This is a genomic window from Sorangium sp. So ce836 (assembly GCF_028553905.1).
Taxonomy (GTDB): Bacteria; Myxococcota_A; Polyangia; order Polyangiales; family Polyangiaceae; genus Sorangium; species Sorangium cellulosum_D.
Genome location: NZ_CP102233.1, coordinates 14,191,231 through 14,210,943 on the forward strand (window position 1 = coordinate 14,191,231; position 19,713 = coordinate 14,210,943).

11 protein-coding genes are annotated in these 19,713 nt (G+C 70.1%); 8 read left to right on the top strand and 3 right to left on the bottom strand.

Annotation, left to right across the window (positions count from 1 at the left end; genetic code table 11):
* Nucleotides 1-89 precede the first annotated feature (89 nt).
* From NQZ70_RS51855 to NQZ70_RS51870, 4 genes are all read left to right on the top strand, one after another.
* Entirely contained in the window at nt 90-575 is a 486-nt protein-coding gene (locus NQZ70_RS51855) for a hypothetical protein (protein WP_207217689.1), read from the top strand.
* 1,069 nt (nt 576-1,644) lie between these two features.
* On the top strand, nt 1,645-7,905 hold the full coding sequence (locus NQZ70_RS51860; protein ID WP_272827363.1) for an RHS repeat-associated core domain-containing protein: 6,261 nt from the start codon (nt 1,645-1,647) through the stop codon (nt 7,903-7,905).
* Complete coding sequence (locus NQZ70_RS51865) at nt 7,902-8,303, top strand: hypothetical protein (RefSeq protein WP_129580836.1); 402 nt, start codon at nt 7,902-7,904, stop codon at nt 8,301-8,303. Before NQZ70_RS51860 ends, NQZ70_RS51865 begins: the two co-directional genes overlap by 4 nt.
* A 40-nt stretch (nt 8,304-8,343) precedes the next feature.
* A complete protein-coding gene (locus NQZ70_RS51870; RefSeq protein ID WP_129580837.1) occupies nt 8,344-8,745 on the top strand; it encodes a hypothetical protein in 402 nt (133 codons plus the stop codon).
* A 127-nt stretch (nt 8,746-8,872) separates the two neighbouring features.
* On the opposite strand, the gene NQZ70_RS51875 is transcribed toward NQZ70_RS51870, so the two are convergent.
* Together NQZ70_RS51875 and NQZ70_RS51880 are read right to left on the bottom strand one after the other, a co-directional pair.
* Entirely contained in the window at nt 8,873-9,724 is an 852-nt protein-coding gene (locus NQZ70_RS51875) for a ketopantoate reductase family protein (RefSeq protein ID WP_129580838.1), read from the bottom strand.
* A gap of 8 nt (nt 9,725-9,732) precedes the next feature.
* Entirely contained in the window at nt 9,733-10,827 is a 1,095-nt protein-coding gene (locus NQZ70_RS51880; RefSeq protein WP_129580839.1) for an NADH:flavin oxidoreductase, read from the bottom strand.
* A gap of 387 nt (nt 10,828-11,214) precedes the next feature.
* On the opposite strand from NQZ70_RS51880, the gene NQZ70_RS51885 reads away from it, so the two are divergent.
* On the top strand, nt 11,215-11,790 hold the full coding sequence (locus NQZ70_RS51885) for a TetR family transcriptional regulator (RefSeq protein ID WP_129580841.1): 576 nt from the start codon (nt 11,215-11,217) through the stop codon (nt 11,788-11,790).
* A gap of 25 nt (nt 11,791-11,815) precedes the next feature.
* On the opposite strand, the gene NQZ70_RS51890 is transcribed toward NQZ70_RS51885, so the two are convergent.
* Nucleotides 11,816-12,808, bottom strand: coding sequence for a fatty acid desaturase (locus NQZ70_RS51890; RefSeq protein WP_237244848.1), 993 nt, complete (start codon nt 12,806-12,808; stop codon nt 11,816-11,818).
* Nucleotides 12,809-13,001: 193 nt separating this feature from the next.
* Between NQZ70_RS51890 and fumC the strand changes: the two genes are divergently transcribed.
* From fumC to NQZ70_RS51905, 3 genes are all read left to right on the top strand, one after another.
* Complete coding sequence (fumC, locus tag NQZ70_RS51895; RefSeq protein ID WP_129580843.1) at nt 13,002-14,402, top strand: class II fumarate hydratase; 1,401 nt, start codon at nt 13,002-13,004, stop codon at nt 14,400-14,402.
* 532 nt (nt 14,403-14,934) lie between these two features.
* Nucleotides 14,935-16,125, top strand: coding sequence for a porin (locus tag NQZ70_RS51900; RefSeq protein WP_129580844.1), 1,191 nt, complete (start codon nt 14,935-14,937; stop codon nt 16,123-16,125).
* Between the two features lie 9 nt (nt 16,126-16,134).
* Nucleotides 16,135-19,692 (top strand): PHP domain-containing protein, encoded by a 3,558-nt coding sequence (locus tag NQZ70_RS51905; protein WP_129580845.1) that lies wholly within the window; start codon nt 16,135-16,137, stop codon nt 19,690-19,692.
* Nucleotides 19,693-19,713 lie beyond the last annotated feature (21 nt).

A 19,713-nucleotide genomic window follows, 5' to 3' on the forward strand; every position in this document is an offset into this window, starting at 1 on the left:
GGGGCTCAGACTCAGCGGCGGGTCGGTACCGGCCCGCTGCTCACGCGGGGAAAGCCCCGCATCTGCGGGAGACCTTGATGAAGCGATCCATGTGGTTCACCAGCGTGCGCTCTGCCGCGGCGGTCGTCGTTGCTCTCGGAGGCCTCGGGCTCCTGTCCTCCGCGTGCCGTGGCAGCGAGGCCGAGGATCCGTCGAGCCAGCAGTACAACGCCTACAACCAGCAGCCGGGGCAGTACCAGCAGCCGGGGCAGTACCAGCAGCCGGGGCAGTACCAGCAGCCCGGGCAGTATCAGCAGCCCGGGCAGTATCAGCAGCCGGGGCAGTATCAGCAGCCGGGGCAGTACCAGCAGCCGGGGCAGTATCAGCAGCCGGGCACGACCGCTCCGGCGACGACGGCGCAGCCGAGCCCGCTCGCGCTCCCGTGTACGAACGACATGGTCTGCGGCACGCACAAGTGCAACACGGCCGTGGGCAAGTGCGCCTTCCCGTGCGCCGCGAACACCGACTGCGCGGCGGGCTTCTCGTGCATGGGCGCCGGCTCGGCGACGGCGATCTGCGTGCCCGGCGGGCAGTAGGGGGCGCGGGGTCCTGCGCTGATCTGCGCCTTGCTTCGGTCGCGTTCCCTGGTTTTGTGAGGGGGCGCCTTCTCCGGCGCCGCCGCGGCGCTCGGCGCTCGCCGGGGCAGCTGGGCATGGCCTGGGGGCTGGCTCTTCCAGCCCCTCGGGGGAGCGGAGCTGCCTGCGGCGACCGGATCCGGTCTGCCGGGATAGTCGAGCTTGGCCTGAGCGACCGGATCCGGTCTCGGCGGGACAGCTGGCATGCCCGAGGGACCGGATCCGGTCTCTCGGGGGCAGCTGAGCATGCCCGAGGGACCGGATCCGGTCTCTCGGGGGCAGCTGAGCATGGCCTGGAGACCGGATCCGGTCTCTCGGGGGCAGCTGAGCATGGCCTGGAGACCGGATCCGGTCTCTCGGGGGCAGCTGAGCATGGCCTGGAGACCGGATCCGGTCTCTCGGGAGCAGCTGAGCATGGCCTGGAGACCGGATCCGGTCTCTCGGGAGCAGCTGAGCATGGCCTGGAGACCGGATCCGGTCTCTCGGGGAGAGCTGCGCATGGCCTGGGGACCGGATCCGGTCTCAGCGGGGCAGCTGAGCTGCCTGCCTCCCGGCCCCCGCACGGCGCGGAGCCCGGGTTGGCGTCCTCCCGCAAGCGCTTGCGCACTTCCGCAAAGGAGCACGTCCCCGGGCGACGCCGCCTCGCCGCCTTCGAGGCGGTGTCTGCTGCCTCACGCCGCGCAGCGTGGTCGCCACGCATTCTGGCCCCCCTCTTGCCATAGGCGCGCGTCACGCGGCCGACGGCCCGTTCGGGGTGGCCCAGAGGCGACGAGGCGAGACGCTCGACCGCGGAGCGGGCGGGGTGCGGCGCGGGTGTGCTTCACGCCGCCGGACGTCAGCGAGAAACGTCAAGAACAGGCATATCTCATGAGCATTCACAGGAGACGGCGCACACGTGCGCCTTCGGCCGCGCACGATTTCGCGATGTCACGCCGTGCCACGGCCCGGCGAAAGCATCACTTTTCGCTCGCGGGGCTATGCCTCGCCGCTTGCGAGCTACGACAGCTCGGGCGGAGAGGGCGTGCTCGGCATGGGGTTCTCCGTGACGGGGCTGTCCGCGGTGACGCGGTGCCCGCGCACGATCGCGCAGGACGGCGAGATTCGGGCCGTTCATTACGATCAAGACGATGCGCTCTGCCTCGACGGGAAGCGTTTGGTCGAGGTGGGCAGGGCGGGGGATCTCGTGGAGTACCGCACGTTCCCCGATACCTTTACCAAGGTGATCGCCAGCTATGAAGGCTGGGATTGGGAAAAGGGCCCGATGTACCTCCGCGCGTACACGAAGTCAGGGCGGATCATCGAGTACGGGAGCGAGCCGAGCGGCCGGGTCATGGCCAAACTCGGTGTCGTCCGCGCGTGGTGGGTGACGCGCGTGAGCGACCGCTACGGAAACACGATGGACACTCGGTACAAGAGCGCGGAGCACCCGACGGAGAAGTACACCGTCGAGCACGCGCCGCTGCGGATCGATTACACCGGTCATCCGTCGGCCCCGGCGACGCGCGCCGTCGAGTTCGTGTACGGCGCGCCGCAGTGGGGAGGGCGCGTGCTCTACTCGCGCGGGATGGAGCTCCGCAGTTCGTGGCGCCTCGACGAGATCCGGATGCTCGGGCCGGGCGACGCGATCGTCCGGAATTATCACTTCTCTTTCGACGACGCGCCCGCGACAGGGCGGCGGCTGCTCCAGCACGTCGAGGAGTGCGCCTGGGACGGCGTGTGCAAGCCGCCGACCCGCTTCGGGTGGCACCACGGCACGAAGGGGTTCACCTGGCTGGCGACGCCGCTCGAGGTCCCCACGTCCGATCGCGGCAGCAGCATGCTGATGGACGCGACGGGCGACGGGCTCGACGACATCGTGATGTCCGACGACGAGCTCGCGATGTACGAGGGCGTCGAGGTGCCATTGACCACCTGGTTCCTCGCTCCGAACCGGCTGTCGGAGGGGGTCTCGACCGCCTTCAACGTGGACAGGCTGGTGGCCGAGGTCACTCACCTGGATCCGGACACGCCCTTCCAGCCCGAAGTCGGCACGCCGATCGACTACAATCAAGATGGGCTCACCGACATCTTCATGCACGACCTGCAGGGTCGATGGCCGAACTGGCACGTCCTCCTCGCGGAGCGCGAGGGCAACTTCAAGCGCCTCGACACCGAGGTCGCTCGCATGTACCCGCTGCTCTCGCCGTGGACGCCGGGCAGCATCAAGACCGCGACACATTCGGCACACCTGGCTGACGTCGACGGCGACGGCGTCTCCGACCTCATCCAGTGCGGCGATGACGGCATCAGCACGGCCTGGTGGGTGCACATCTGGCGCCCCAGCGGCCCAGAGGGGCCCGGGTTCGAGCCCACGCCGAGCCCGATCCCCGCGCTGTACGCGTACCCGTGCAACGCGGACCTGCACACGGTGGACGCGGACAGCGACGGCAAGATCGATCTGCTCGTGCACACGGCGGTGTGGCTCGACGACGTGACGGTGACCTTCGGCACCACGTACGACGCGGTGACGTACCAGAGCCCGGGCGCGTGGTCGATCACCCCGACCGGCCTCCCGGTCCGGCTCCCCGGCGGCCGCATGCTCTTCCTCGACGTGAACGGCGACGGCCTGCCCGACGCGGTCCAGACCGGCCTTCCGGACCGGCAGCTGCGCACCTACGTGAACACCGGCGACGGGTTCGCCGCTGCCGTGAACAGCCTGCCCGAACTCTGGCTCGAGGCCGACCGGTTCGCGAACCTCGCCGTGCCGATCGACTGGAACGACGACGGCCGCCAGGACCTGCTCATGCCGATGGCGGAGCCGGGCGGGGTGCCCGCGTGGATGATCCTCGAGTCGACGGGAAGGGTCGGAGACGGCACCTTCACGCTGGTGGACTCGCACCTGCCGGTCGAGCCCCTCATGCTCGATTCCGAGGTCACGCTCGCCCACGCGCAAGCTCCGCGGGTGACGGACCTGAACGGCGACGGCGTCCAGGATGTGCTGATGTCGGTGGGACGTTTCTTCCGCATCTTCCCGAACCTGCTCAAGGACGAGGATCTCCTCGCGAGCGTGACCGACGGGATGAACTCGCTCGATCCGGACGACCCCGGCTTCCTGCCGAACGTGACGATCACCTACAGCCACCTGTCGTCACCGCACGCTTGGGACGGGTTGTCGCCGCTGCCGGACGAGCAGAAGATTTACAACCCGATGGAGAACGCCGTCGAGGAGGAGTGCGCTTACCCGCTCCGCTGCGCCCTCGGCCCGCGGGCGGTGGTCAGCGGTTACACGCTCAACAACGGCGCGAACGCCGAGCGGCGCTTCGAGGTCGCCTACAGGAACGGCCGTTACCACCGGCTCGGCCGTGGCTTCCTCGGCTTCGGCAAGCGGATCGTGCGCGATCTCGACACCGGCTCCGGGACCGTGGAGTTTTACGACAACGTGACGTTCGACAAGGACCTCAACGTCTTCCCGTACGCGCGCCAGGTCATGCGGGAGGTGCGCTACAGCCCTCCCGAGACTCATGACCAAGCGCCCTCCGGGATCGTCGAGCTCTCGCAGACGAGCTCGCTGATCCAGACCGTCAAGACGAACGGTGGCCGCACGTACTTCACGTTGCCGGTCTTCCGCAGGGACGTCAGGGGACAGGGAACGTACTCACCGGCCGGAGGGCAGAGCCTGGAGGCGTACGCGATCGACCGGGCGGGGTTCCCGCCGATCCTCATGAGCGACGCGACGATCGGCTATGGCGACTACGACGAGTTCGGCAACATCCTCGCCGAGTCGTCGTCTACGACGGGGGCCGATTTCTCGCTCCTGGTCAAGCGGAAGTACACGAACGACACCGCTGCCTGGCTGATCGGCAAGCTGGACTCCGTGAACGAGTGCAGCAGCGCCTCGGGGATCGACCAGTGCCGCACGATGTCGCGCACGTACAACACGCGCGGACAGGTCATCCGGGAGTCCGTCGGCACCGAGGGCGACCCGCAGACGGAGCTCCACCTCACGTACACGCGCGACGTGTACGGCAACCTGAGGATCACCCGCTCCGTCGACGCGTTCGGCGCGCGCCGCAACTCCTGCATCTCGTACGACGAAGAGCGCATCTTCCCGTACGCGCGCTCGAACGCGGAGGGGCACGTCACGCGGATGAAGTTCGACCCCGGCCTCGGCGTCAGGACGGCGCTGGTCGATCCGAACCACCTCGTCACGCGCTGGGCGATCGATGGCTTCGGGCGCGTCACGAAAGAGATCCGGCCGGGCGAGGAGGACGAGGTGATCACCACGTTCACGCGGACGAAGGACGGCGGCGCGTCCGGCACCGAGTGGAACGTGAAGGTGCGAACGCAGGAGATAGGCGGTCGCGATGACACTGTCGAGCTCGACAGCCTCGGGCGTCCGGTCCGGTGGTGGACGCATCGCCCCGACGTGGGCGCCGGCGCCGACGAGCGCGTCATGCAGGAGATCGTCTTCGATGCGCTGGGCGAGCACGTAGCGCGACGATCGCTGCCCGCCGGCGAGGACACGCCGCGCGATGCGCTGCGCTACGACGAAACCACCTACGACGGCATGGGTCGCATCAAGACGCACCGGACGCCGTGGGGCACCACGACGATGTACAGGTACCGGAGGACGACCGTCGAGGTGATCGGTCCACGCGGCGTGACGACCATCATCAAGAACGACGCGCTCGGCCGGCCGGTGTCGATCACCGACGCGATGGCGGGGGAGACGCGTTATAGCTACGGACCGTTCGGCGGGCTGTGGACCGTGACCGATCCGGGCGACGCGGTGACGACGACCGAGCGTGACGCCTACGGCCGCGTGCGAAAGTTCACGGATCCCGATCGCGGCGAGACGATCACGCACACCAGCGGGTTCGGGCTGCCGACGTACGCGAAGGACGCGCTGGGGCGGGAGCGCTGGTTCGAGTACGATCGCCTGGGCCGCATGACGGCGCGCATCGACAAGGAGGAGGGCAGCGAAAGCACCTACCGCACCACGTGGACGTGGGACCGCGGGGCGACGGGCAAGGGCAAGATCGCCGAGGTCGAGAGCCCCGAGCATCACAAGACGACCTACACCTATGACCCGCTCGGGCGGCTCGAGACCAAGCGGCTGGCGCTCGAGGGCGAGACGTTCACGACGACCTTCGGCTATACCCCCTCGAACCAGCTCAACCTCATCTCGTACCCCGCGGGCGACGGCGGGGAGCCGTTCTCGGTCCTCTACGAGCTCGATCCGCACGGCCACGTCCTCGAGGCGCGAAACGCCGAGACCGGCGATCCGTACTGGGAGCTGAAGGAGACGGACCGGGCCGGGAGGATCCGGACCGAGGAGTTCGGCAACGGCGTCGTCACCGAGCGCTCGTACCACGCGACGAAGAACCGCCTGGAGAGCCTGCGCACGACGAAGGACGCCGTGGAGATCCAGAACCTGGCGTACACGTACGACAACAGGCTCAACCTCGAGACCAGGAAGGACCTACGCCAGACGAAGACGGAGTACTTCATCTACGACGAGCTCGATCGCCTGAGGTGCTCGCAGCTCCGCCATCTGCGCCGTTGCCTGTTCGAGAACACGTACGCGCCGAATGGCAACATCGACTCCAAGCTGGGTATCGGCACGTACGCGTACGACCCCGACCAGCCGCACGCGGTGGTCCAGGCGGGGGACAGATTGTACGGCTATGACGCCGTCGGCAACCAGATCTCGAGGCCCGGCGCGACGGTCTCGTACACGCCGTTCGACAAGCCGGAGACGTTCACGCTCGACGGCGGCGCGACGATCGAGCTCGACTACGACGGCGATCAGAACCGCATCCGGAAGACGACGCCGGACGAGGTGACCCTCTACGTGGGCGACCTGTACGAGCGGGTCACCCGGCTCGCTCCGGAAGCTGGCGAGCCGAGCGTCGAGCACCGGTACTCCGTGCTGGTGAAGGGGCGCCCGGTGGCGCTCGTGACGCGCGTCGCGGGGGCGCCGGGCACGACGCTGTACCTGCATCGCGACAACCTGGGCTCGATCGACGTGATCACGGACGCCTCGGGCGGCGTGCACGAGCGGCGCAGTTACCAGGCGTGGGGCAAGCGCCGCCAGCCGACCTGGGAGAGCGCGGCTCCGGGCTCGTTCGGCAGCTCCCCTGTCCGGCGGGGGTTCACGGGGCACGAGGGCGACGACGAGCTCGGGCTCGTCAACATGCGGGGACGGATGTACGATCCCGTGATCGGGCGCTTCTTGACGCCGGATCCGCTCGTGGCGAATCCGCTGTCCGGGCAGAGCCTCAATCCGTACAGCTACGTCCTCAACAACCCGCTGGCGTACGTGGATCCGAACGGTTTTCAGGAGGCGCCGGCGGAGGACCTGGATGCGTCACGGCCACCGGCCGTCATGCACATCCCGTGGGAGAGGCTCGGCTGGGTGCCGGAAGAGATTGCCGTCGGCAAGCGCCCGGAGCAAAAGGCGCAGTCCGACAGCGATACCAACACCACGGGCGCCGAAGTCGGCGTCGTCGCGCCTCCCGTCGACGTGAACATCTACGGAACGAGCTCGGGCTACGTGCCCGAGCCGGTGGCATCCACGCCGGATCAAAGCACGGTCGGCAGCGTGGTGGGCGAGGGCCTGCTCGGCGTCGGTGAAGGGCTTGGCGAGCTCACCGTCGAGCTCGGGCGGTCGCTGGTGCTCAGCGCGCTGACGTTCGGCGGCTACGGCGCCTACGAGTTCGGGACCGCGATGTGGGACGGGTACAAGGAGGACGGCGTGGTCGGGGCGCTGAACGCCGTGAATCCCCTGTACCACGCGCTGAGGGCCGGAACGGACACGGTCCTGGCGGCCGTGGGGGGCGACTACCGCGCCGCGGGCGCGGCGGGGACTAAGGCGGTCGTGCTCACCCTGGGCGCGGCCGTCGGGCTCGGCGAGGGACTCACGGCGGTGAGCGGAAGAGCCTTGGCAACGAGGGCCGCGACGGGAGAAGGTTGGCTCGTCAGCAGGGGGGTCTTCAGGAATAGACACGGGCAGCTCACGAACGGCCGTTACATTCTTGACGAGCCGGGGATGGCTCCTCATACGGCAGGCAGCCTTGCCGACGGCAGGAGCCAGTTCTTGTACGGAGTGAACGAGAAGCAACTCGTCCTTGATGCTGCGGCTTACGCCGACGAGGCAAACCTGTGGACAGCAAGCAACGGCAGAAAGGCAAGAGTTGTTTTCGACGACTTCATCGGCGTGCATCATAAAACAGGTCAGAGAACCAACGTCCTGAACATCTACCGCACCGACACGGGTTTCGTTCACGGTGCGCCGGGGAGTCCTTTATGAAACAGGATCTCAGCGATGTATTTCGGCACAGCCGCGCGCCATCGGCGACCTGGACGCACGAGAAGGTCCAGGATGTCCTTCAGGCGTTGGCAGCACACTCTCCAGGCTCATGGGTGGACTGGGAGCCTTTCGACGAGCAGTGGGGGCGGGTGCTCGATGCTGACAATCAGGTCTTGGGATTTGTTTGTGCGCGTGTCCCGATAGGCGCAGCCCGGGACGACGTCCCGCTATCGGAGCTGCCGAGCGCCGTGGCATGGATTCGATTCAGGTCCGCGGACGATCATGATTACCGAATTTTTCCTGAGCTTCTTGAGGAGGTTTTTGGACGCAAAATATCGCGGAACGTCAACTATGAAGACCTGTCGATGAACGACCTGTGGTGGGCAACCGTGTCCTGACCGGAACGGGTCTCATCCACGGTGCGCCGGGGCGTCCTCTATGAAACAGGATCTCAGCGACATCTTTCGGCACAGCCGCGCGGCATCGGGGACGTGGACGCACGAGAAGGTCCACAATGCCCTTCGGGCGTTGGCGGCGCACTCTCCAGGCTACAGCGTCGATTGGGAGCCTGGCGACGAGGAGTGGGGCCGGGTTCTCGACGCTGACACCGAAATCGTGGGGCTCGTCTGTGCACGCATCCCGATAGGTGCAGTGCGGGACGACGTTCCGCGTTCGGAGCTGCCGAGCGACGTCACGTGGATTCGATTCAAGTCTACGAGAGCGCGAGACTATCAGGTTGCGCCAGAGATTCTCGAGAAGGTGTTTGGGCGCGAGGTCTCGGGGAGCATCGACTACGGGGCCCTATCGCTGGACGAACTGTGGTGGGCAACGGTGATCTGACATCCACCGCACCAAGTCCGACAGCATCCACGGTGCGCCGGGGAGTCCCGCATGAAGATCGTCGCTGTCCTCCGTCTGCACCGAGCGCCGACAGGCGATGGCGCGCGCTGGCGTCTTCAGGGCCGGTTCAGGGCCGGATGGCGAGCAGCGCCGGCGTTCGACCTGGCGCCGCGGCGGCGATCGCGTCGATCAGCGCGCGCGGCTCGCTGGGCCCGGTGGCGCCCGTCTTGCGGATCGCCTCGATCCGGCTGAGCGTCCACACGAGCGCGGCCGCCGCCGGCGTGGGCAAGCGGCTCAGCGCCGCGATCGGCGCCGGCGTGAGGGTGTTTCCGAGCTGGCGCACCACGCGGAGCCCCTCCTCCAGGGCGCGCGCCAGGTTCATCGCTTCGGTCCACGACACGCCTGCCTGGCGCGCGTGCGCGGTGACGGCGGCGACCATCACCGGCGCGGCGACCGCCGCATGCGCGCGCAGCCAGCTCTCCATGTCGGGCTCCACGACGGCGGGGATACCCGCGTCCGTGAAGACCTTGGCCCAGGCCGCGTCCGTCACCGGGGTGACCATGCCCCGGGTGACGATCGTCGACGTCAGCTTGCCGTCGTCGAGGGCCGCCAGGATCGCGGGGAATCCGAAGGCGAAGCGCGCCGCGCCCACGGCGTCGCGGAGGCGGCCGAGCGGCTCGAAGGTGTTGAACATGAACATCACCGTCTTCGCCGCGCTGGCGGCCAGCGCGGGGAGCACCTCGTCCACCTGATGCGCGAGCACCGTCACGAGCACGAGGTCCCACGCCGCCCCCTCGTCGAGCGCGGCGCTCACGCCGACCGCGGCGCGCTCCCCCGCGGCGGTCACGATGGCCTCGTCCCGCCGCAGCTGCGCGAGCCGCGCTCCACGAGCGACCACCGTCACGTCGTGCCCCGCCCGCGCGAGCTGGAACGCGAACGTGCTTCCGATCCTACCGACACCCACGATGGCAATCTTCATGATCCACCTCAGAAGTAAAGGCCGAGGCTCTCCCTCGTGAAATTCGTCAGCTCATGAGTGCGCCCCGCCTTGATCTTCTCTACCCAGGCGGGGTCGCTCAGCAGCGAGCGCCCGACGGCGACGAGATCGAAATCCCCGCGCTCGAAGCGGCGCACGAGCTCACCGAGCCCCTGGGGCACGGAGGCTTCGCCCGCAATATTCCCGAAGAGATCACCCGACAGCCCGACGGAGCCCACGGTGATGGTCGGCTTCCCGGTGATCTTCTTCGCCCACCCCGCGGTGTTCAAGTCGGAGCCGGCGAACTCGGGCTCCCAGTAACGCCGCTGGGACATGTGGAAGATGTCGACGCCCGCGTCCACGAGAGGCGAGAGCCATTGCTCCATCTCCTGCGGCGTCTTCGCCATCTTGTGATCGTAGGCGCCTATCTTCCACTGCGAGAGACGGAGGATCACCACCATCTCCGGACCGACGGCCTCGCGAACGGCCTCGAGGACCTCCACGGCGAAGCGCGTCCTCTCGGCGAGCGTCTTTCCGCCGTACTCGTCGGTGCGCTGGTTCGTCACCTCGTAGAAGAACTGATCGATGAGGTACCCGTGGGCGCCGTGCAGCTCGATGGCGTCGAAGCCGAGGCGCTTCGCGTCCCCCGCCGCCTTGCCGTAGGCCCGCACCGTGGCCTGCACGTCCTCGCGGGACATGTTCGCCGGGCCCTCCAGATCCGCAGGCTCCTCGTAGCCGTTGGGATTCCGCTGCGCGATCCCGACGTGCCACAGCTGGGGGGCCATCTTTCCCCCCTCCCTGTGCACGGCGTCGATGACCTTCTTCCAGCCGTCCAGCGCCCGATCCCCGTAGAAGTGCGGGACGTCGCGCAGATGGAGCTTGCCGGGCCGCTCCACGACCGTCCCCTCCGACAGGATCAGCCCGACGCCGCCGGCCGCGCGCCGCGCGTAGTACGCGACGTTCGGCTCGCCGGGCGCGTTCCCCGGCGATTTCTGGCGCGTCATGGGCGCCATGACGAGCCGGTTCTCGAGCGTCAGCCCCTTCAGCCGAAATGGCCTGAAGAGCGCGCTGACGTCCTCGTGCTTGTTCGGATCCCGATCCGTCATCTCTCCATCCTTCCTCGGTCCCCCGTCCCCGCCGCCGCGCGCCTCGAGCTGCGCCCCGGCACCTCGGCGGCGACCGCGCCTGCGATCGTGACCGCCCCTCGGCGCCGCGGCCGGCGTGATTCGGGCAACAAACCAACTGGATGGTTGAAAACCTAGGGAGCGGTCTCGGCCCTGTCAACGGGGCGGGGCGATGTCGCGCGGCGGGGCGATGTCGCGCGGCGGGGCGACGTCGCGCGGCGGGGCGACGTCGCGCGGCGGGGCGATGTCGCGGGGCGGGGCGATGTCGCCGCTGCGCGAGCCGCTCGCTTGCCGCTACACTGCCCTCGTGAACGGCGGTCCCGCGCTCTTGCACCGCGCCCCGGGGTGGGCATCATGAAGGATCGACCCATGCCCTACGATTCGGCGGCGACCAAGAAGAGGCTCCTCGACGCCGCGCTCGACGAGTTCGCCGAGCGAGGCCTGGCCGGCGCGCGCGTGGACCGCATCGCCGAGAAGGCGTCGGCGAACAAGCAGGCCATCTACGCCTACTTCGGCTCGAAGGAGGACCTGTTCCGCTGCGTGCTCGAGGAGCGGTGCAAGAGCGTGTTCGACGCCGTGCCGTGCGACCCGTCGGACCTCCCGGCCTTCGTCGCCGGCGTGTTCGACTACCTGGTCGAGAACCCGAAGAGCGTGCGGATGATGATGTGGAGGCAGCTGGAGCTCCCCGACGAGGCGGAGCACGAGGCGGCGGCCGCCAAGGTGCGCGCGCTCGGCGCGGCCCACGAGCTCGGGGTGACCTCCAAGCAGTGCGCCGAGGACCTGTTCGTCCTCCTCCTCGGGATGCCGATGGCGTGGTTCACGTTCGCCTCGAGCCAGCCGGCGGCGAGGGGAGCGGCGGCGCAGCAGCGGCTGCACGCCTTCAGGCGCTCGATGATCGCGGCGGCGGAGGCGATCGTGAAGACGATGACGGAGAAGAAGCGATAGCCCGCTCCGGGCTGGGGAGCGAGGCTCAGGCGGTGACGCCCGGCTGGATGCCGTTCATCGCCATCATCTTCTGCCGCTCGGCCTCCTTGTTGAGGCCGCGGTAGCGCTCGTCGAGCTTCGCGATGTCGAGCTTCAGGATGCGGCCGTACAGCTCGAGGGCGATTCCGACGATCGACGGGTGGCACGCGGACTTCACCCGCTCATCGTAATAGGGATACGCCGCCACGTGGAAGCGGCGCAGGTTGTAGAACGGGATGCCCGGGAACTTGTGGTGCTCGTTGTGGTACGTGACGTTGTTCCACATGAAGTTGGTGAAGTGCGCGCTGGTCCCGTACGTGCGCGAGCTGTACGCGTCCTCCCCAGGGAGCATCTCGTAGTGCTCGATCATCGAGGTCACGCTGGCGAGGATCGCGCCGAAGATGAACGGCAGGGCATAGAAGAAGAAGAACACCTGCCGCGGCATGACCCAGAAGAAGAAGGCCATAAGGCCCCAGAAGCCGAGGATCTCCAGGTTCATCTTGACGCGCTGGAGCGCCGACAGCCGCTTCACGTAGCGCGCCATGCAGCCGAGGAAGTACAGCGGATAGGCGAACGTGTAGACCGCGAGGAGCAGGAGCTTCGCGAGGACGGGGTTCCGCGTGTAGTCCGTGACGACGAAGTTGTCGACGTCAGGGTACGTGTTCGCGATCTTGTGATGATGAAGGTGGTAGTTCGTGTACAGCGTCACGCTCATCCCGGTCGGCGCCCAGCAGACCAGGGCGATGAGGTACGAGACGAGCTTCGATCGCGAGCAGCTGCCGTGGACGGCGTCGTGCGCGACCGCGCCGAGGCCACGGACGAGGTTGGCAATCGCGAAGGAGCAGACGATCCCGATCGGGATGGCGAGCGGGTGGTGCTGCGTCGCGTACAGCACCCACGTGAGCGCGGCCCAGATGCCGAAATGAAGCGGAATCTTGAGCAGGTAAATCGGGTTGCGCTTGTAGGCAGCCTGCAGCAGCTCCCGCGGTACCGTGTCCATGCCGGCCATACTGATCTCCGTGTTTCTCGCGCGTGCGCGGCCCGGAACTTCGCAAAAAATAGGCGAGAAAACAAGAGCACGCCCGCTTTTTACCCCCGCTTAACACCCGCGGCGCGAATGCCGTTACGCAGGAGCCCGGGCGCCGGGGGGCGCGCCGCTTGAGGGGCGCGCCCGCCGCCGCTAAGACGCGGCGATGGGGACTCGCATCGAAAAGGACAGCTTCGGGCCGATCGAGGTGCAGGCCGACCGCTACTGGGGGGCGCAGACGCAGCGATCCCTGGAGAACTTCCGGATCGGCGGCGAGCGCTTCCCGTGGGAGATGATCGCCGCGCTCGCCACGGTCAAGAAGGCCGCGGCGCTCGTCAACCGCGACCTCGGGCTCCTGCCAGCGGACAAATGCGGGCTCATCGTCGCGGCGGCCGACGAGGTGATCGCGGGCAAGCTCGACGACCACTTCCCGCTCGTCGTCTGGCAGACGGGGAGCGGCACCCAGACCAACATGAACGTGAACGAGGTCATCGGGAACCGAGCGATCGAGCTCAGCGGCGGGGTGATGGGGTCGAAATCGCCGATCCACCCGAACGACGACGTGAACCGGTCGCAGAGCTCGAACGACGTGTTCCCGACGGCCATGCACGTCGTCGCCGCGCTCCAGATCGAGCGCCGCCTGCTCCCGGAGGTCCGGCGGCTCCGCGACACCCTGGCGCAGAAGAGCGCGGCGTTCGCGGACATCGTCAAGATCGGCCGCACGCACCTGCAGGACGCGACGCCGCTCACGCTCGGGCAGGAGTTCTCCGGCTACGTCGCGCAGCTCGACGCCGGCATCGCCGCGATCGAGCGGGCGCTGCCGCCGCTGTACGAACTCGCGCTGGGGGGCACGGCGGTCGGGACGGGGCTGAACGCCCACCCGGAGTTCCCGGCGCGCGTCGCGGCGAAGATCGCCGAGCTCACCGGGGCGCCGTTCGTCACGGCGCCGAACAAGTTCCAGGCGCTCGCGTCGCACGACGCGCTCGTGGCGGCGCACGGCGCGCTGAAGGCGCTCGCCTGCAGCCTGACCAAGATCGCGAACGACGTCCGCTGGCTCGCGAGCGGGCCGCGCTGCGGCATCGGCGAGATCACCATCCCCGAGAACGAGCCGGGCAGCTCGATCATGCCGGGCAAGGTGAACCCCACCCAGGCCGAGGCGATGACGATGCTCTGCGCGCAGGTGCTCGGCAACGACGTCGCGGTCGGCGTGGGCGGGGCGAGCGGCAACTTCGAGCTCAACGTGTACAAGCCGCTCATCATCCACAACGTGCTGCAGTCGATCCGGCTGCTCGCCGACGGCTGCGCGTCGTTCGACGAGCACTGCGCGCGCGGCATCGCGCCGAACCGCGAGCGGATCGCCCGCAACGTCCGCGAGAGCCTGATGCTGGTGACCGCGCTGAACCCGCACGTGGGCTACGACAACGCCGCGAAGATCGCCAAGAAGGCGCACGCGGAAGGGACCACCCTGCGCGAGGCGGCGCTCGCGCTCGGGCTCCTCGACGCGCGGACGTTCGACGAGGTCGTGAGGCCGGAGCGCATGATCGGCCCGTCGGCGGACGAGGAGTGATCGCGGCCCGGGGCGAGCGCTCGTGGCGGGAGAGCGCGCTCCTCGCGCCGTCGGCCCGCGCCCGGCCCGCCCGCGCGTTGACACCCCGTCGCGTCCTGCGATAGACGAACAGCGCCTGCCAGCGGCGCCCGCTGCAGCTCCGCAGCGATTCCCACCCGCGCCGCCGGCCGACAGGGGAGGCCGATGACAGCTTGCGCATGGACGCGCCGCGGCGCGGATCCTCGGTGGTCCAGGGCGAGGCGGCGCTCGGGCGGCGCTGCCGCTGTCGTCCTCGGGGCCGCGGCGGCGCTCGGGTGCCCGCCGGCGGGCGCGCAGCCGAGCCGGCCGCTGCCGGTCCAGCCGCCGGCCGCCGACCCGCTCCCCGTGCCCCTGCCCGCGGCCCCGGGGCCGCCCGCCGGCCCCATCTCCGTCGTGCCCCCGGCGACCCCGCGCCCGCCGCGCCGTCGGCCGCGCCCGCGACGCCGCCCGACGCCGCCGCGCCGCCCGCCGCCGCGCCGCCCGCGGGCGCGGCGCTGCCGCCCCCGGCGCCGCCTTGCCGCCCGCCGGCGCCGCCTTGCCGCCGCCCGCGGGCGCTGCGCTGCCGCCCGCCGGCGCCGCGGCCGCCACGCCGGGCGCTGCGGCCGCGCCGTCGCCCGCCGGCTCGGACGCCGCGCCGGCGTCCGAGGGCGCGGCGGGGCCGCCGTTCCAGCTCAGCATCGGGCGGCTCCTGCTCTCGCCGCTCGTGCTCGTGCAGGCGCAGGCCGTGCCGTACGTCGGCGACGACGCCTACCTCCAGGCGGGCGACGTCGCCGAAGGGCAGGGGTTCCGCGTGCGGCGCGCCCGCGTCGGCTTCGCGGGCACGCTCGCCGGGTACGTGCCGTTCGCGGTCTCGGGCGAGCTCGCCGCGGGCGCGGACGGCGCGCCGCGGCTCTCCGAGGCGTGGATCGGCTACGCCCACTTCCCGTTCGCAAACCTCTATTTCGGCGCGCACGACGTGCCGTTCAGCCGCTCGGCGATGACGGGCGCCGGCGAGGGGGCGCTCCTCGAGCGGCCGTTCGCCGTGCGCGCCATGGCGCCCTTCCGCCAGGTCGGCCTCCACGTCGAGGGGCACTTCCGGGACAGGACGTTCAGCTACTTCGCCGGCATGTTCAACGGCTTCCAGCGCTCGGATCAGTTCTTCGCCGGCTACGTCGAGAACGCCGCGCTCTCCGGCAACCGGTTCGACCACGTCGCCTACGTCGCGCGCCTCGCCACCGAGCCGCTCGGCCCCCTCCCACGCTCGCTGCAGGACCTCGCCGTCTCGAGCCCCCGCCTCGGCGCGGGCGCGAGCTACTTCTTCAGCGACGGCGGGACGCGCGACATCCACGGCATCGGCGCCGACGTCCTGTTCCAGGCCGCGGGCGCGCACGCGCTCGCCGAGCTCCTCTGGAACCAGAGCGACCCCGAGCGCGCCCCGACGCAGCCGCTCGGCCAGCTCGCCCCGGTCACCTCGCTCGGCCTCGTCGGCGAGGTGGGCTATTTCGTGAAGCGCATCAAGCTCGGCGTGACCGCGCGGTTCGAGTGGCTCGATCCCAACCTCGATCTCGACGACGAGACCGACAGCTGGGCGCTCACCGCCGGCGCGAGCTACCACTTCATCGACAACGTGCTCAAGGCGCAGGCCGACTTCACCCACCGGCAGGAGATCCACGGCGTCGCGCTCGACAACGACGCCGTGGCGCTAGGGCTCCAGCTCAACCTGTAGCGGCCCGCCATGCGAACCCGCCGCCCCGCCCCGCTCGCGCCGCGCTTCGCCCTCGGCCTCGCCGGCCTGATCGGCCTGATCGGCCTGGTCGGTTGCGACGCGCCGAACCTCCTGCGCGCCAAGCCGATCGAGAACCGGTTCGAGCTCGTCGGCGGGCCGGTGGCGATGGCCGACGTCGGCGATTTCCTTCTGGAAAACGACGAGATCCGGGTCGCGATCCTCGGGGCGCGCCACTCGCCGGGGCCGGGCGTCTACGGCGGCTCGCTGGTCGACGCCGACCTGCGCCGCCCCGATCCGCGCTTCGCGAGCGCGTCGGGGCGCGATCGCTTCGCCGAGTCGTTCCCGGTGGCCAACCTGCTCGTGCCGGATCCCGGCGCCACCGAGGTCTCCGTGGCGAAGGACGGCTCCGACGGGCAGGAGGCGATCGTCCGCGTCGAGGGCGACGGCGGGTTCCTCTTCCACGCGCTCGGCGTGCTGAAGACCCAGGAGGACCTGCTCGGCCTCCTGTTCGACGGCCTCAAGCCGGAGATGCGCTTCCGCACCGACTACGTCCTTCGCCCGGGCGAGCGGTTCGTCACGATCCGCACGACGCTGCTCCTGCCGGACAGGGCGGTGGGGTGCCCGAGCGTCGGCGCCTGCGCGCTCGAGTGCGAGAACGGCCTCGCGGCGGGCGAGGACGGCTGCCCCACGTGCGCCTGCGGCGAGCCGCTCTCGCTCGACAACTACGCGGGGCCGTCGGACATCTTCCGGGGCATCCTCGGCGACGTCCGCGGCGACGATCCCGAGCGGAAGGGCGGCATCGTCGCCGGCGATTTCGTCTTCTTCGGCAACCAGAACGACATCTTCGGCCCCGGCATCGGGTTCGACGAGGAGAAGGCGGTCTTCGACGCCCTCTTCTCCGGCCGCGACACGTTCCAGCGGCCGCTCAGCTTCGACTTCGTGGCCGCGGCGGGCGGCGACGTCAGCTACGGCTACTTCACCAAGGCGCGCCCGGGCGACCCGCCCTCCACGGTCAACGTCCCCGTCTTCACGAGCGCGGCCACCGCCTTCCTGAGCGCCGGCAAGAGCTGCCTCGCCGCGGGCGACGACGACGAGGCGTGCGACCACAAGCGGTCGTTCACCTACGAGCGCTACTTCGCCGTGGGCGAGGGCGACATCGCGAGCGTCGCCGAGGTGGTGTACGGCGCCCGCGGCGCGCCGACGGGCGCGCTCGAGGGCGCGGTCCTCTGGCGGTCGACCGGCGAGCCCGTGCCGAACGCGCGCGTCCACGTCTTCCGCGACCCCGACCCGGCCGCGCGCTTCGCGACCGTCGACGAGCTGGTCGAGGCGAGCCTCGCGCGCTCGGGCGACGTGGGGCTCGTGAGCTCCATCGACGCCGACCTCGGGCTCGATCCGGTGGAGGACGGCGATTTCCATGCGCGGCTCGAGCCCGGCGGCTACCTGCTCGTCGCGGAGAGCCCGGGCGGCGCGGCGGTGTCCGCGCCGATCCGCGTGGCGCTCGGCGCCGGGGCCACGGTGTCGGTCGCGGCGGAGCTGCCGAGCCCCGCGCGGATCGCGTACCGGGTCGTCGACGAGGGCGGCCGGCTCTCGCCCGCCAAGCTGACGTTCGTCGCGCTCGACGCCGCCGGGCGGCCGCGCGAGGGCGACGGGACGCGGCGGGTCTACCTCGGGCACGGCCGGCTCGGCAGCGGCGTCCGGCAGATCGAGCGCTCGGCGACGGGCGAGGGCTCGGTCGAGATCGAGCCGGGCCGCTACCGGGTGCTCGTCACGCGCGGGCCCGAGTTCGGCCGGTTCGAGGTCCCGGACCTCGAGGTGCGCGCCGGCGAGATGCGGCGGATCGAGGCGGTCGTGCCGCGCGAGGTCGACTCGACGGGCTGGATGTCGATCGACATGCACCTGCACCAGCGCCCGAGCTTCGACAGCGGCATGCCGCTCGAGGAGCGGGTGACCTCGGCGGTCGTCGAGGGGCTCGAGGTCGCGGTGGCGACCGATCACGACGTGCACACCGATCTCGAGCCGGCGGTGCGGCAGCTCGGGCTCGAGCCGCTCCTGAAGACGGCGATCGGCGCCGAGGTCTCGACGCTCGAGCTCGGCCATTTCATCGGTTTCCCGCTCCGTTACGACGAGCTCGCGGTGCCGGATCACGGCGTCTTCGACTGGGTCTGCCGCCCGGGCGGCGACGTGATCGACGGCGTCCGCGGCGCGGCGGCGGACGGCGAGGACGCGCTCGTGATCGTGGCGCACCCGCGCGACGGGTTCATCGGGTACATCGACCAGCTCGGCGTCGACCCGTTCACGCTGGACCGGACGATCCCCACGCTCGAGGCGAGCAACCCGCTGTTCCAGGCGGGCAGCTGCGATTTCGACGCGATGGAGGTGTTCAACGCGAAGCGGTTCGATCTGCTCCGGACCCCCACGGTGCAGGAGGTGGTCGATTTCAACCGCTGCCTGTCCCGGATCGACGCCGCGCGGGACGAGGCGTCGCTCGGCGCGGCGTGCGGCGGGATCCCGGTGGAGCTGCCGGCGTGCCTGCCCGGCGAGCGGTACGCGGTGTGCCAGCAGCGCGCCCGCTCGGCGCTCGCCTGGCAGGTCACGAAGCGGATCCTGACGAGGACGCCCGAGGAGCAGGACGCGATCTGGGGGTTCGACGGGACCGCGGCCGAGGGGGAGGCGCTCTGCCGTGTCGACGAGGGGGGCGCGGTCCCGGAGGAGGACGCGGATCGGCCGTGCACGTTCCACGCGGGCCAGGTCGACGATCTGTTCCGCTACCTCGACCACGGCTTCTCGCCGACGCAGCTCGCGAGCAGCGACAGCCACGGCGCGTCGCCGGAGCCGGGGTTTCCGCGCACCTATTTCCGCTCGCCGACCGATCAGCCTGCGGCGATCGATCTGGGCGAGGTCACCGGCGCGCTGCGCGCGGGCGGCGCGTTCGCGACGTACGGCCCGTTCGTCCGCGCGGGCGTGGGCGGCGTGACGTACGGCGGGGTGGCGCGGATCGAGGGCGACACGGTGCCGCTCGATCTGCGGATCGAGACGGCGAGCTGGTTCGGCGTGGATCGCGTCGAGGTGTACGTGAGCGGCCGGCTGGTCCGGGTGCTCGAGCCCTCGGCGGGCCCGTCGGCGATCGTGGACGTCGACGAGCGGATCGAGCTGCCGGCGCCGGCGTCGGACGGCTGGGTCGTGGTGGTGGCGATGGGCCTGCGCGACGAGAACCTCCTCACGCCGGTCGCGCTGCCGGTGTCGTTCGGCGAGCTGCAGCTGCCGCGGGTGGCGAGCCTCGCGTTCACGCAGGTCGAGGCGCTCTCGCGGTTCTTCACGGCGTCTCCGCCGGTCCCCGACTGGTACCCGGTGGCGCCGTATGCGGTCACGAACCCCATCTTCCTGGACCGGGACGGCAACGGCGTTTACGACGCCCCGCGCGGCCCGCCTCCGTTCTGCGCGAGGCCCTGCGATCCGAGCGTGATCGACCCGTCGCAGTGCCCGAAAGGGCAGGAGTGCCTGCTGGAGGAGCGGGTGTGCGGGATCTTCGTGCTGGGCCGCTGCGAGGACAAGCAGGCGTCGCCGTGACCAGGGCCCGGGCGGGGGCGC

What these genes read in the sequence shown, in the direction of transcription:
- NQZ70_RS51855 (WP_207217689.1), top strand. Translation starts at nt 90, where the DNA reads ATGTGGTTCACCAGCGTGCGCTCTGCCGCGGCGGTCGTCGTTGCTCTC.
- NQZ70_RS51860 (WP_272827363.1), top strand. Translation starts at nt 1,645, where the DNA reads ATGGGGTTCTCCGTGACGGGGCTGTCCGCGGTGACGCGGTGCCCGCGC.
- NQZ70_RS51865 (WP_129580836.1), top strand. Translation starts at nt 7,902, where the DNA reads ATGAAACAGGATCTCAGCGATGTATTTCGGCACAGCCGCGCGCCATCG.
- NQZ70_RS51870 (WP_129580837.1), top strand. Translation starts at nt 8,344, where the DNA reads ATGAAACAGGATCTCAGCGACATCTTTCGGCACAGCCGCGCGGCATCG.
- NQZ70_RS51875 (WP_129580838.1), bottom strand. Translation starts at nt 9,724, where the DNA reads ATGAAGATTGCCATCGTGGGTGTCGGTAGGATCGGAAGCACGTTCGCG.
- NQZ70_RS51880 (WP_129580839.1), bottom strand. Translation starts at nt 10,827, where the DNA reads ATGACGGATCGGGATCCGAACAAGCACGAGGACGTCAGCGCGCTCTTC.
- NQZ70_RS51885 (WP_129580841.1), top strand. Translation starts at nt 11,215, where the DNA reads ATGCCCTACGATTCGGCGGCGACCAAGAAGAGGCTCCTCGACGCCGCG.
- NQZ70_RS51890 (WP_237244848.1), bottom strand. Translation starts at nt 12,808, where the DNA reads ATGGACACGGTACCGCGGGAGCTGCTGCAGGCTGCCTACAAGCGCAAC.
- fumC (WP_129580843.1), top strand. Translation starts at nt 13,002, where the DNA reads ATGGGGACTCGCATCGAAAAGGACAGCTTCGGGCCGATCGAGGTGCAG.
- NQZ70_RS51905 (WP_129580845.1), top strand. Translation starts at nt 16,135, where the DNA reads ATGCGAACCCGCCGCCCCGCCCCGCTCGCGCCGCGCTTCGCCCTCGGC.